13 protein-coding genes are annotated in these 13,324 nt (G+C 70.1%); 3 read left to right on the top strand and 10 right to left on the bottom strand.

What is annotated here, in order from left to right:
• Positions 1-49 precede the first annotated feature (49 nt).
• Positions 50-907 (bottom strand): hypothetical protein, encoded by an 858-nt coding sequence (locus tag JHY01_RS12445; protein ID WP_205325973.1) that lies wholly within the window; start codon positions 905-907, stop codon positions 50-52.
• Positions 908-1,286: 379 nt separating this feature from the next.
• Here JHY01_RS12445 and JHY01_RS12450 point away from each other — a divergent pair, with 379 nt between their 5' ends.
• Positions 1,287-2,546, top strand: coding sequence for a HEAT repeat domain-containing protein (locus tag JHY01_RS12450; RefSeq protein WP_205325974.1), 1,260 nt, complete (start codon positions 1,287-1,289; stop codon positions 2,544-2,546).
• A 62-nt stretch (positions 2,547-2,608) separates the two neighbouring features.
• Here the strand turns inward: JHY01_RS12450 and JHY01_RS12455 are convergent, their stop codons facing one another.
• The 5 genes from JHY01_RS12455 to JHY01_RS12475 all read right to left on the bottom strand — a co-directional run bounded on the left by JHY01_RS12455 (position 2,609) and on the right by JHY01_RS12475 (position 6,710).
• Positions 2,609-3,499, bottom strand: coding sequence for a class I SAM-dependent methyltransferase (locus JHY01_RS12455; protein ID WP_205325975.1), 891 nt, complete (start codon positions 3,497-3,499; stop codon positions 2,609-2,611).
• A 101-nt stretch (positions 3,500-3,600) separates the two neighbouring features.
• Positions 3,601-4,311: a sensor domain-containing protein gene (locus tag JHY01_RS12460; RefSeq protein WP_205325976.1), complete on the bottom strand. Its 711-nt coding sequence runs from the start codon at positions 4,309-4,311 to the stop codon at positions 3,601-3,603.
• A 161-nt stretch (positions 4,312-4,472) separates the two neighbouring features.
• The gene (locus JHY01_RS12465) at positions 4,473-4,703 is read right to left on the bottom strand and encodes a hypothetical protein (RefSeq protein ID WP_205325977.1); all 231 of its coding nucleotides are present in this window, start codon (positions 4,701-4,703) and stop codon (positions 4,473-4,475) included.
• A gap of 644 nt (positions 4,704-5,347) precedes the next feature.
• Entirely contained in the window at positions 5,348-6,082 is a 735-nt protein-coding gene (locus JHY01_RS12470; protein WP_205325978.1) for a hypothetical protein, read from the bottom strand.
• 115 nt (positions 6,083-6,197) lie between these two features.
• The gene (locus tag JHY01_RS12475; protein ID WP_205325979.1) at positions 6,198-6,710 is read right to left on the bottom strand and encodes a hypothetical protein; all 513 of its coding nucleotides are present in this window, start codon (positions 6,708-6,710) and stop codon (positions 6,198-6,200) included.
• A 324-nt stretch (positions 6,711-7,034) separates the two neighbouring features.
• On the opposite strand from JHY01_RS12475, the gene JHY01_RS12480 reads away from it, so the two are divergent.
• Complete coding sequence (locus JHY01_RS12480) at positions 7,035-7,772, top strand: hypothetical protein (RefSeq protein WP_205325980.1); 738 nt, start codon at positions 7,035-7,037, stop codon at positions 7,770-7,772.
• A gap of 19 nt (positions 7,773-7,791) precedes the next feature.
• Here JHY01_RS12480 and JHY01_RS12485 read toward each other — a convergent pair whose 3' ends face one another.
• From JHY01_RS12485 to JHY01_RS12495, 3 genes are all read right to left on the bottom strand, one after another.
• Positions 7,792-8,451: a hypothetical protein gene (locus JHY01_RS12485; RefSeq protein WP_205325981.1), complete on the bottom strand. Its 660-nt coding sequence runs from the start codon at positions 8,449-8,451 to the stop codon at positions 7,792-7,794.
• A gap of 256 nt (positions 8,452-8,707) precedes the next feature.
• Entirely contained in the window at positions 8,708-9,403 is a 696-nt protein-coding gene (locus JHY01_RS12490; protein ID WP_205325982.1) for a GNAT family N-acetyltransferase, read from the bottom strand.
• 44 nt (positions 9,404-9,447) lie between these two features.
• Entirely contained in the window at positions 9,448-11,802 is a 2,355-nt protein-coding gene (locus JHY01_RS12495) for a hypothetical protein (protein WP_205325983.1), read from the bottom strand.
• Positions 11,803-11,952: 150 nt separating this feature from the next.
• Here JHY01_RS12495 and JHY01_RS12500 point away from each other — a divergent pair, with 150 nt between their 5' ends.
• Positions 11,953-12,432: a hypothetical protein gene (locus JHY01_RS12500; RefSeq protein ID WP_205325984.1), complete on the top strand. Its 480-nt coding sequence runs from the start codon at positions 11,953-11,955 to the stop codon at positions 12,430-12,432.
• A gap of 148 nt (positions 12,433-12,580) precedes the next feature.
• Here JHY01_RS12500 and JHY01_RS12505 read toward each other — a convergent pair whose 3' ends face one another.
• Positions 12,581-13,105, bottom strand: a complete 525-nt coding sequence (locus tag JHY01_RS12505) for a hypothetical protein (RefSeq protein WP_205325985.1) — start codon at positions 13,103-13,105, stop codon at positions 12,581-12,583.
• Positions 13,106-13,324: the final 219 nt, after the last annotated feature.

Raw genomic sequence — 13,324 nt, forward strand, 5'->3', positions numbered from 1 at the left:
CCCCGCGCCGATCAGGCCGTGCAAGGCGGAGCGGTGGCCGCTCAAGCCGTCAGTAGGTCACATCGCAGAGTTTCCAGACGCCGCCCTCTTCAACCGCCGTGAAGGTATAGCCGGAGCCGTCCTCCATCTCGTCGGTGCTGTTGGGCTCGCTGTCGTCCATGGTCCAGCCGACCCAGACCTCCATGCCGCCGTCGACCTCGCGCGACATGCTCCATAGCAGGAAATCGAAGTTGTACCCGGGGTACTCCAGCTCCCATTCGAGGTCCGTCTGCATCGCCGAAGTCGGCTCCGCGCACACCTGCGCCTGCATCAGATCGTCGTCGTCCGTGTCAGACCCGATGCGGTAGTTGATGGCCGCGGCTTCGGGGGTGCCCGCCGCGAACTCCTCGGAGTTGACGGGCGTACCCCACGTGGCGAAGTCGTCGTCCGCCGCTGCGTCGGGGGTGGTCGCCTCCTCCTCAACGGGCGCCTCAGCATCCTCGCTCGACTCCTCTTCGGAGGGTGCCGCGCTCTCGGAGGGGTCCCCGCCCGCCTGCGGGTCGTCGTCGTCCATCATGCCGGGGATGATCAGCACCGCGGCGACGCCGAGGACCACGACCAGGGCCACGATCACTCCGAGGATCACGCCGAGGTTGCCGCTGCCCTGGTTCGCGGGCGGCATCGGGGGAGGCAGCACCGAACCGGGCGCCGACGGGTAGCCGGGCTGGACGTTCATCGTCGGCTGGATCGGCACCGGCGGGTACTGCGGGTTCGAAGGCTGCGTGTACTGCTGGGGCGGCTGCTGCTGGTAGTAGTTGCCGGGCGGGGGCGTGCTGTTGTAACCCTGCGAATAGGGATCGCTGGGCTGCTGCGGCTCGGGCTGCAACTGGTACTGCGGGTTCCCACCGCCGGGGGGCGGATACGTCATCGCTTCTACACGCCTCGTCTGCTCGGGGGCAATCGGTCGCGGTGATTGGGCTTCACCGGGGTGCTCTCGATCGTACAGGCAACCACCGACCCCGTGGACCCCGGAAATTCCCAGGTCGCACCCCCTGCCAAAGCCCAAGGGGCCGTAGCGGGGCGAACCGTTCGCGCCGCCCGGCGCGGGTGGACCGTCGCACACCCTGTGCGACGCCGAGCCCCCCTCTGGGACTACGATTTATGCCCCGGCACCCCGTATGCGGCCTGGTAGCGCAGTCGATCCCACATCGAGGCCGCGCGGCGCCCGAGGCGGTCCGCCGTCGCGGTCGTCGGCGGAGCCGCACCCAGAAGTCCCGCCGACAACGCTTCTACCCGAGGTTCGACGTATGGCGAACGCCAATGCAGTGCAGCTTTGGACCATCCGCTTCTCCGCCGCGCTCGCCCCCGTCCCGGTGGTCGAGCTTCTCGGCCTGAACCGCTTCTGGGGCTACGGCCTCCTCTATCCCGCACTCGCCGCGACCTGGGCGACCGGCTGCTGGCAGCGCCGCCGCCAGCTCGCCCGCATGCGCGACGAGCCCGACCCGGAGCCAGTGAGCGCACGCGCCCGCTTCTGGGGCGGCACCGGCGAAGCGAGCACCGACGCGGCCGAGGTCGGCGCCTACGAGGCCGCGATCAGCGGCGCGTACCGGCCTCCGGTTGCCGCCGAGGAGGCGCTCGGCGCCTTCGACGACGGCCGTGAGCGCTCGGCGGGCTCGTTCGGCGGCTCCTGCGCGCCTTCGATAGGCATGGCCGTCGTGTCCGTCCCGCATCAGCGCCGCGACCGCGCCATGAGCAACCTCGTGGGTTCCATCAAGAACGAGGCGATCGACGCCGAACTGCGCATCCAGCTCATCCAAGACCTCATCGACCTGGGCGGCCGGGACATGGCCATGCGCCTCTCACCCGTAGCCAAATTGTCCAATGTGGATATAGAGGTGCGCCTCGAAGTCGCCGAGCACATGGGCCGCTTCAGCGTCGAGGACGCCGCCCGAGCACTCGAAGCCATCGCCGCCGACTCGACAGTGGACCCCAAATACCGCCTCGACGCCGCTAGCGCCCTCGTCGACTGCGCCGCCGGCCCCGCCGGGGTCGCCCTGATGCAGTTGGTCACCGACGAGACGGTGAGCGAGTACGTGCGCCACAGCGCCGCCCACGCCCTGCGGAACGTGCACCCCTCGGCCGCTTCGATGGCGCTGCGGCACTTGGCGAACACTCCGCATGTCTCGGTGCGGCTGCGCATCATCTGCGCCGAGCAGCTCGCCGAGGACAGCGTCATCGACGCGGAGCACGCGCTGTGGCGGATCGTGAAGGGCGTCGAGTCCGTCATGGACTTCCACCTGGGAATCGATGCGGCAGAGGCGATGCACTGCTTCAGCCCCGACGTCGGGGTCGAGGCCTACTCGGTGCTCGCCTCCGACGACTGCTTCCACTGGTTCGGGCGCATCGAGGCGGCCTACCGGCTCGGGCGGCTCGGCCTGCGCGACGGCTACGATCTGCTCAGCGATTTCGCGCGCGTCGACCACTTGGAAGAGGTGTACGCGCGGGCCGCGCTCGAGCGGCTCTTCCCGCTGGAGGTCGATTCGGGGTCGTTCGACGCCGAGGACTGACGGCGCGGCTGCGCTTTCCGGCGCGCTGGTCGGGTTTCGGGGGCGAGCGACAAGCCCGGACCTCAGTCCGGGGTGGCGGTTGCCGCTTTGACGGCGACGAAGTACGTGTCGATCGACAGGTGGTGGAGGTCGCGGCGGTTGCCGAGCCAGTCCGAGCCGTCTTCGTCGAGGAGTCTCGCCCAGGCGGTCCGGTCGGCGTCGCTGAGGTAGTGCTCGAACCATTCGGCCCTGGTGCGCAACGACTCCAGCGCGTGCCGCAGCGCCGCGCCTTCGAGCGGGGCCGGGGTCGCGTCGAGCTCGTTCACTTCGCGCACGTCGGTCAGGCCCGCGCGCTCCAGGGCGAGGTTCCAGCCGTACGGGAGCGGCGTGGACCCGTGCTCGCGGGTTTCGCCTTCGAGGCGCCGCGACCCGGCTTCGATGAGGCGCAGCTCGAGCCCCGGGTTGCCCACGCCCACATGCCAGGGCAGGTACTGCGGGGCGGTGCCGCCCTCGCCGATCGCGAGCCGCCCGCCGGGGGCGAGCAGCCCGGCCAGGTTGTCCAGGGCAGCTTGCGGGTCGGCGGCGTGGTGGATGACGCGCCCGGCCCACAGGAGGTCGGCGGGCGCCCCGACGGCGGCTGCGAGCGCGTCCGCGTCGTCCACTGACGCCTGCGCGGCCCGCACCGCGGCCCCGGTCTCGGCGGCGCGTTCGCGTACGAGGTCGAGCATGGCGGGTTCGGTGTCGACGGCCGCCACCTGTGCGTCGGGGAGGACCTCGGCGAGGGCGAACGCCATCGAGGCGGCCCCGCACCCGATGTCGGCGACGACCTCGTCCCCTGGGGCCGAGAGTCGTTCGGCGAGCCGACGGTATTTGTCGGCTTCGGCGGCGGCGCGCTCCTTGAAGCGGGGAGCGGCCTCGGCGAAGTCGAACGCGGCGGAGTGGTCGTCGTGCCGGTGCCCGTGCTGCGCTGCCATGCGCCCCAACCTAGCACCGCTGAAAACCGTTCCCGGCCCGAAGGCGACCGGGCGGCCGCGTGAGGCGGCCGCCCGGTCGGGGTTTCCTGGAATGCCGGCCGCTATGCGGCGGAGAGCCGTTCCTGGACGCGGGTGACCTCGGTGTCGAGGGAGACGGCGCGGGTCGGGCCGCCGTACGGCGCGTCGGATTCGGTGAGGGAGGCGAGCAGGCCCCGGCCGAGCGCGGCCTGGGTGATCGCGAAGCCGCGCAGCACCAGCGGGAGCAGCAGGGCCATGACCAGGCCGCCGAGCACGGCGAGGAGTGAAAGCGCCGCGTACGAGTCGCCCCAGCCGAGCCAGCGCGTCGCGTACTCGAGGCCGTCGCCTTCGCCGACCGAGCGGTGGATGACCCAGGCGTACAGGGGGTAGGCGAGAGCCGCGACGGTGGCGACCCACCAGCTCAGGGCGACGCAGAACCCGGCGACGGCGAGCGGGAAGTTGACCAGGCCCCACAGGAGGTTCAGCCACGACTGGCCGTCGGTGAGCGGCGTCAGGTACCGGCGGAGCGCGGAAGCGCCTTCGGGGGCGCGCTGGTAGTGCGGCCGGTTGACGGGCTGGCGCAGGACGGCGCTGAGCTGGCTGCGGCCGGCGGCGGCGAGGCCGCGCATGGCGAACAGGGTCGCGGCGAGGATCGGGACGCCGATCCAGACGACGGCGGTGCCGAGGCCGGCGGCGAAGCCGGCGACGGTGATGATGAACGCGGGGAGGGCGATCGGGAACGAGGAGAGCAGGTACGCACTGTCGGCGCCGAGCTGCTTGAAGATCGTTTTCATGTGTCTCATCCTCGTCCGCGCGGAGCGCCGCAACGACCCTGCGAGCAGGCATTTCACTGGTAGGGGCAGCCCTACCGGGATTGTCGGGCCTGCCCTGGCGGTCGGGCTGGAGCGGCGTTGCCGTGCTGGGTGCGGTGCACGGTTTTGCGGTGGCGCCGTTTCTAGGTGCGCAAGGTCCACCACGGCCGCCCGGGGGGTTTGCTCGGTAGCGGGATCGTCAGCCGGAGGAAGCGTTCGTCGAGCGGTGCGACGAGGTGCCGCAGCTCCTGTGCGGAGCGCCGGGGCAGGAGGTGCAGGGCCAGTTCGAGGACGTCGCGGCTCGGCGGATTGCAGCGCTCGCAGTCAGCGTGGAGTGCGTGGTCGCGGGCGCGTCGGGACGGGCCACTGGTCACTCGGTGCCAGACCCGGAACGCCGAGGCGACTTCGTCTGGGCTGAAACGGGGATCGTCGAGTTCGAGGCGCGTGATCGCACCTTGCAGGGTGCTCGAGGCGCCGGGGATTCGGGGGAGCGGCCGGCTCGTCGCGGGTTGGACGCGGCGTCGCTGCTGTGCGCGTACTCGCGCGGGCGGCCTACACGGCATCGCCCTTTCGGTTGTGGCTCATAGCGACCATGATGCCGCGCCGCCGCAACCGGGGGCATTGGTGCGGCCCGGGTGGTTGACCTCCATCCCGGGCCGCGTTGTGCCACATAGTGGCCGCTGCGATCTGCGGTAGCCGTTGAGTCTGCTGCTAGCATCGCGCTCTGCCATTGAGCTACCGCCCCATGTGGTGGGGCGGGAGGGATTCGAACCCCCAACCTAGATGTCCCAGAGGAACTACTCGCGGATACGCGCGGCGTGGCGAATACTGAAGCTGGAGCGAGAGTCTCAGTTTTCGCGGCTTGCCTCTGCCGATTGGGCCACCCCGACTTGTGGTGCCGGGGGAGGGACTCGAACCCCCACCTCTACCGCGATGTATTCGACCTGAACTTCAATTTCAGTGTGTTTCGGCGCGATTCGCGCCACCCCTGTCGCTCAAAACAGGGGAGTCCGTGTGCCTATTCGCCGAGCAGGTAGCCGAAGACCTTGGCGCCGATCTTCTCGTCGACGACTTCGGTTCCGTTGGCCTCCTCCCGGGCGAACTTGACGGCGATCTGGAGCTTCTCGAGCCGCTCGGAGAGCTGCGCGACCCGCTTGGCGGGGGCCGCGCCGGAGAACTTCACGGTGGTCCAGTAGCCGACCGGGATGTCCTCGTAGTACACCTCGACCTGCGCCGGGTGCTCCTCGGTGGCCTCGGCCTTGACATGGTTGCGCGGGATCTTCTTGGTGCGCACCGTCTTCACCGGGTCGGTCGCGAAGGCGTCGGACGCGTCGTTGTACGTCCAGGATTCGCCCGCGTCCAGCACGGGCAGCGCCTTCACGAATGCCTGCAGTTCGCCGAGCTGCTTCTCCAGGAACAGGAGATAGGTGACGGGGACGTCGGCGACGAGCACCTCGCCGTCCACGGTGATGTCAGCGGTGGCGATGGCGTTGGTGCGGTCCTTGGTGGCCGTGACGTCGAACAGGCGCGTCATCGCCTCGGAGACCTCGCGCAGCTGCGCTTCGACGCGGCGCTGCACCTTCGTCGACTCGGGCGGGAGCTGCTCGCCCTCCTCGTCCTTCGGCTGGTAGGTCCGGGAGATGCCGGACAGCAGCGGTGCCTTCGCGAGCTCGCGCCCGGCGTCGCCGAGCGCACGCGCGGCCTTCGCCTTGACGCTCTTCTCGATCGCGATGATCTGGTTCAACTTGGTCACGGAGCAACCCTCACTTTCGGGGTTCACCATAGGACCTTCGTGCCGACTCCGGCAACGCGTTAAGCACGGCGCGGCCGCCGGACGGAACCCGCCCAGCGGCCGCAGCGCTTCCGTACTACTCGTTGCACCAGCGCTTGGAGTCCGCAGTGGACAGCAGCCCGATGATGATGGCGGCCAAGGCGATACCGATGACCGCGCCGATCGCGCCGCTCGCGGCGCTGCCGCCGGCGTCGGCTGCACCGGTGACCTCGACCTCGGGGGTGAGGATCCACGACAGGAGCGAGAGGCCCACGCCGACGGCCTCGAGGATGATCGCTCCCTTGCGGGCGCCGGCGTTGCGCTTGGCGATCCGCACGGCGAAGACGGCGCGCAGGACGGTCCAGACCAGGATCTGGATGATCGAGGCGACCAGGAACGGCATGAACGCCGAGGGGATCGAGACGTCGCCGGTGTCCTCCAGGGCCGCGAGGGCCGCGTAGCCGAAGACCGAGAGGGCGCCGCCGCAGATGCCGAAGCCGAACAGGATCCACAGGAGCACGACGGCGCCCTTCGTGGAACCGGGCATGGTCTCGGGGGTGGACCCGAGCGGCGGGCCGGGAGGGGGCGGGGGAGCGGGGGGATAGCTCATAGGCGTACTCCTAAGGTTGAGTGTTCGAGCGGGGGCGTCGGGGATGATCTCGAGCGGAACGGGGTGGCGGACCCGGCGGGGCGGCCGATGGTCTGCCCTCCAGGGGTGATGAGGGGTCGTGCCGCTCATTGTAGTTGCAACGGTGCCAATCGGGGTACCCCGCAATCACGACCGCCATGCACGCGTGAGTCAATGCCCAGCTCACCGTGGTGATGTTCGTGCGCGTCGCAGCGGGGTACTAGGCTGGAGGGACGTGTCGCGTCGCCCGAAATGACGGGTTCGTCGCGGTGGCGGGCGGCGGTCAGCGGTTGGACGGAGGAGCAGATGATCACGCGATTGGCCGAGTCCCTCGGATACCGGGTGCTCGACGTGCGCGACGGCGACGGCACCCTCTCCGTGGGAGGCCACGACGGCGCCAGCGCGCTCCGCATCGGCTGGCGGCCGCTCATCGTCGAGGGCTACACCGGCTCCGGCTCGATCGACCGCTTCGCGATCCGCACCCGCGACGCGACCTTCCGCAACTCGCTCTGGGACCTGCGCTCCCGTCTGCGCTACGCCACCCGCGACACCGACCCGGTCGACCTCGCGCGCCCCATCCTCCGGCTCCTGCAGCCCGGCCACTACGGGGTGCGCATCTGGCGGGACGCGAACGTCCACATCGAACCCTTCGGCGACAACGGCACCGCGTGGTGGTACCCGTACGAGCCCATCGGCACCGAGGGCACCGCCGTCATCCCCACCGACGCCTGGCCGCCCCGCGACGAGGAGACCATCGCCGGGTACGTGGACGCCATCGAGGACGGCGACCGCCCGCTCGCGGTCATCATCCGCTCGGAGCCGCCCGGCGACGAGCAGGACTGCGCGTCGTTCCTCATCGACGGCCACCACAAGCTTGCCGCATACCGCCGCACCGGGATCGCCCCGCACTTCCTCGACATCGCCCGTCTCGCCGACCGCCGCCCATGCCGGCCTGACGACCTCCGCGAGGTCATCGCGGGCGACGAGAAGCTCGAGCAGTCCGCCGCGAACCTGATGCGCTACCTGGAGGACCGCCACCGCTGACGCACGCGTTCAGCTGGTCTCAGCTCAAGACCAGTTGCGGCGCATAGGCGATGGCGATGAAGCGGACCGAGCGGCCGATGAGGCACGCGGCGACGAACAGCGGCAGGTTGATGCGGGTCCCGGCTGCGCAGATGCTCGTGGCCATCAGCGGTGGGAAACCCGTTGTGGCACTGAGGAGCAGGACCGGGGCGGCGAGCGCGGGCCGGTCGAGGAGGGTCAGGAGCCTGCGGCCGGTCGCGACCAGCGCCGCGAACGGGCCGGTGCGGCGTCCGCGCACGGCCGGACCTGCGGCGGTATCGGTGTCGACGGCGGTTCGAGCGGTACCCGACTCGGCGGCGGTCCGACCTGCGCCGCTCTCGGCCGCGGGGTTCGCCGGGGCCTCCACGGCTGCCGTCGGAGCGACCGCGGCCTCTGCGCAGCGGGCGGCTCGCTGCCGTCCCCGGCGCCGTTTCGCCGCTTCGAGCCATTGGCGCAGGCGGGTCGACCGGATGGCCCCGCGCGCGCCGAGGAACAGCGTCGTCTTGCCGATCGTCTGACCCACCGCGGCCGCGACGCCGAGTGCGATCGGGCTGTAACCGGTGGCGGCGGCCAGCGCCACCAGGTACGGCTCGACCGGGGTGATCGGGAAGAACGCCGACACGAAGGCCGTGAGCGCCGCCGAGAGGCAAGCGGGGATCACGGCCGCGCCACCCGCGCGGCAGCATCCGCGTCACCGGCGAAGACCCGCATGTCGGGCAGACGCTCTCCAGCGCCCGCGGCGCTGCAGCCGGCCCGCGCGGCGCGGCCGTCGGAGGCCCTGGCGGGCGAGGCGGGAGTGGCGGGTGGCTCGATCATTCCAAGTCGGTTCGCTCGCGGGGGGTGTGGCTTGGCGCACTGGGAGCGACTGTAGTGCACCGATGCGGGCCGGGGAACCCCCGTCGCGTCGGCGAGTGCCGCTAAGGGCGCGTTCCCCACCGCCCCATCGGGATGCCGCCCTCGCGGTCGAACGCTCTGAACAGCGCCTTGGCGTCCCAGTCGTTCGCCGGCTCCCCCTCGGCGGCGGCCAGGTACTCGGTGATGAACGCGCGCAACAGTTTGCCGGACAAGCGGTCCAGACGTTCGGGGGTGAACGTGGGGTCGGCGTGGATCACCAGCAGCAGCATCCCCTGGACGCGCCGCGAAGCCCCGCCGATGCCCGGCTGGAAGTACGGCAGGTCGAGGACCCGCGCGCCCGCGGACTCGTAGAAGCCCAGGCGGCGGCGCGGGTCGCCGTAGTCCTCATGCACCATGCGCGCGTCCGGTGATTCGATCTCAGCGACGATGAGGCACGGGTCGTAGCGTTCCCTCCAAGCGTCCACCGCGTCCCGCAGCAGCCGTCCGCCGAGGCCGTGCCCCCGCGTGCCCGGCTTGACGGCCAGATTCGCCAGCATCTGCACCCGCGACGCCTCCCACCAGTGCCCGAACGCCGCCGCTGCCGGTCTGCCGGTGTCGTCGACGGCCACGAGCAGGCTCCCGAGCCCGGTCTCCAGGGTCTCGGCGAGGCTCTCCTCGCTCTCCAGCTCCTCGGGCGGGAACGCGGGCACCAGCACCTCGCGGTACACCTGCGCGAGCATCCCGCCCGGCCGCGTCTGCTCCACGATCCGATACTTCATCCGAGCCCCCTCACCAGGAGCCCAGTATTTCAAGGAACGGCAGTTCAGGCGGCCACTCGCGCAGACTTGCGGCGGCCGCGCCAGCGCCGCACGAGCACCACCGGGGCCGTGACGATCCGCAGCGCGGTCGCCCAGGCGCCGTAGTAGGACACCCAGCGGCGCATCACGTAGACGACCGCCCAGACCGCCACGACCGCCGTCACCGCGCTCCAGCCGAGCGGCGTCCACAGGCCCGCGGCCTGCCAGATGCTGATCGCGGCGCACACGCTGAGCGCCGAGACGGCCGCGGTGAGGGAGTCGCGGATGCGCTGCTGCCGGTCGCCCTCCCATCGCTGCAAAGTCGCCTCGGACTGGTCGGCCATGACCTCGCCGAGCCCGGCCTCGAACGTCTCGAGCTGCTCGTCGACGCCGCTGACGTCGAGGAGTCGGCGCAGCGCGGCCGCGTTCGAGGGGGAGCGCAGGAGCGAGGGCGAGTGCAGCAGCGAGATCACCTGCCGGGTCTCGCTCTCGAAGCCGAGCATCCGGGTCCGGGAGGCCTTGATCGCCTCTAGATGCGCGGACCGGTCGGCGCCGGGCGTGTTGTAGGCGGCGATGGAGGCGGTGACACTGGCCCGGTACGTGTCGAGCTGGTGGTTCCAGGCGGCGAGCGTGCCGCTGAGACAGGCCGTGAACTCGGCGACGGCCTCCAGGTCGCCGGAGATGAAGTTCGGGGCGTCGAGCGCGGCGATCACGGTGGTGTTCTCGGTGGAGATGAGCAGGTCGCCTTGGTTGCGCTGGTTCCAGATCTGCTTGCTGTGGTCGTCGGCGAGCCGCACCCAGTCCCACAGCGACTCCTTCGCGTCCGGTGCGGCGTGCAAGAGCACGGAGGACCCGACGAGGGTGAGCAGGCGGCGGCCGTCCTGCACCATCTCGCTGCCGCCGTTGCTGACGTGCGGGCCGTACTCGTGCTTGCGCTCGCTCGCGCGCAGCACCCGTATGAGCACATGGGAGCGTCCCCTATGGATTTCAACGGGTTCGAAGTGATGCCGCTTCCGTTCCGCCTCCTCGTCGGTCGCGAGATGCGCGGGCAGCTGTTCGAGGAGGAGGTCGCGGGCGAATCGCGACAGGCGGTCCCAGGTGCGATCGGAGTCGCCGCAGCGCACGTCGATGGTCCCGTGCTCGCGCGCCGCCCGGAACATCGCGGCGTGCAGCTCGCCGGGGTAGACGTCGGTGAGGGTGCGTTCGAGGCGCAGGCAGTGGACGCCCATGGGGGAGAACCGGATCGACGCGGCGAGCTCCTCGGTCGTCTCGTCGTCGACGCGCAGCAGCACGTTCGGCAGGGACATCTCCATGCCGTCGAACCGCTTGTCGGTCTCGAGGCGCGGCTCCCAGATGTCGGCGTGGTACGTGAAGTGGTCATGGATCGCGTTGGGCCGCAACAGATCCGAGTCCACCCGCCGCTCGAGCGAATGCCGCAGCCGCGAGGTGAGCGCGACGTAGTCCAGCCCGGTCACCCCGAACGGGAACAGGTACACGATCCGGCCCTCGTCGACCCGCATCCACCGCCGCGAGTCCTTGAAAGGCGCCCGGCCCAGGAACGCCAGCAGGCGCTCCAGCGCCTGCCGGTGGGCGTTGAGCTTGCTCAGCTCGACCGAGGAGAACTGCCACTCGTTCGCCAAGCGCTGCAGGTCTTTGCGCATCTCGTACTTCGGCGCCTGCCCGCCGGACGCGACGGCCAGCGCCTGATTCGCCCGGTGCAGCGCCGAGTGGTACTCGTTGCGGATGCACACCTCGTCCCGCACGTACCCGCTGATCGGGTCGGTGTGCCCTTCGGTCTCCTCGAGGAGGCCGGCGTACCCGGCGAGGAGTTCCCGCAGCGCGGTCTCATAGCGAAGTCGCGACCCGGTCTTGAGCCGGTCCTCCAGGAGGATCTCGGCGCGCACGAGGTCGCACAGGCGCAGCGCCAGCGCGACGGGCTCGTCCGGTTCGGCGTCGAGGCCCCACGGCTCCCGCACGGTCTTGGCGAACCGGATCATGCACTTGGTGAGCAGGTCCACCCGGTACGTGTGGTTCCATGCTCGCACCGAGCTGTGGTGCACCCAGAGGCACAGCAGCGCGCGGTCGAAGCCGTGCCTCGTCCGCGCCGCCTGCGCCGCGAACTCGGCCCCGGCCAGCGCGAGGTAGGTCTCCTCGAGCTCGGGCCCGCCTTCGGCCCCGATCTCGGACTGGAGCCCGTTCCACACGAAGCAGTCCCGCACCGCTCGCGTATCGACGCCGCACCGTTCGCGCAACCGCGCCTCGATCCGCCGGTGCACGGCGACGTCTCTGGCCTCCAACGGCTCAATGAAGTCGTCGCCGGTCGACCCAGTGCGCGCCAACGGGACCGAAACGCCGGTCTCCGACTCTGAGTGGGTGCTCATGAACCCAGGGTAGGGTGACCGCGCCCATCCGGCGGGTCACCGCCGCTGCCACGCTGCGGAGACGGTGCTGACGGGCGCCCGAGCGCCTCCTGCCGGCGGGCCCTCACGGAACGGCAACCGCCTCAGCGCAACCGAGGAGGCGACAGCCTCATGAGCACAGTGCAACGCCACCCCGGCGAACCTCCCATGCAGGTCCGATCCGGCCCCTACCCGCCCCCGCGGCCCAAGGCTCGCCTTCCCCTCTGGTTTCACCTGCTCGCGTGCCTGCTGGTGTGGCCCGCGGTGTTCGCCACCATCGTCATCGCCGAGTTCGTAGCCGTCGTGATCGTCTACGACACCTGGGCCGGGCCGCTCTTCTGGCCTATCGCCTGGATCCTGTCCGCGATCGTCTACGGGTTGTTCGTCGGTGTGCCGCTGGCGATCTGCGGACGCAGACAGCGGCCGTACCTGCGGCTGATCCCGGCGGTGACCGCAGCGGCTCCGTTCGTGTGCTTCGGCATCCTGGTCGGCATCGGATCGATCCCCGTGACGGCGACCGGCCTCCTCTGGCTGATCCCCGCGATGGCGACCATCGCCCTCTCGATCCTGGTCCAGACGGCTCGCTGGTGGAGGGCCGGGAACGGAGAGTGAGGTGGGCGGTCGAAGGCGCCGCCGAGGCGGGCCTGGAACCGGTCGCAGCGCTCCCGGACCTGTTGGCGCAGGCCGAGATCGTCCTCTCGGTGGTGCCCGGCGTTCGGCGAAGACCTCGCCCAGCAGCTGGCCGCAGCCTTGCCTTCGGTTATGACCAGGGAGGTGTCCAGGCGAGGCGTTTGCAGACCACGTCAAGATTCGGTTCGGTCAGGCTCGACAGGTCGGAGAGGTTGCCCATGCGTCCTGCCAAGACGTCCATCCGGGTGATCGAGCTGTCGGGATGCCCGACGTCGTTACGGATCTCCAGCAAGAAGTCGGCGTACAGCCGGAACTGTATATCCGCAGGTGGTTGATGCGGTAGCGCCATCATGAATCGCGAATAGGCCCGGACTGCACCATCGGAGGCGTAGACGTTCAGCCAGGTGTCGAATTCGCGCTTATGTTCCAGCTCCTCAGGTGTAGGCACTTCGTCAGAGGTGAACATGCGGTCGAGCAGCCGAACGATGGGCTCATACATCGCTCGCTTGGTGTCAGCGATTCGCTCGAAGGACTGGTTAGTGCGTTGGAGTCGCACCTCCTCACGACGTGAAATGTTGGCGAACACGCCCGCCACTATGGCAGCGATAACCGAAGCCACGGCCGCAATGACCGCTACAACTATCGGGGAGGACATGCGACGGATTCAATCATTCGTCCTCGCTCGAGAGTGTCGGGTACACGACACCGGGCGGACTGAGGTCACGTGCTTGCGTGGAGGGCCTGGTTGTGACGCTTGGGGCGTATAGCGCAGGCACGCGGAAATCGTGATCATTGCGGTGCTGGGCAGGGTTTGGGAGCCGGAGTCGAGGACCCTCCAGGGGGATCCGAACAGCCTTTGGTTGAGGTCTGTGGG

Source organism: Glycomyces sp. YM15 (assembly GCF_016918015.1).
GTDB lineage: Bacteria > Actinomycetota > Actinomycetes > Mycobacteriales > Micromonosporaceae > Glycomyces.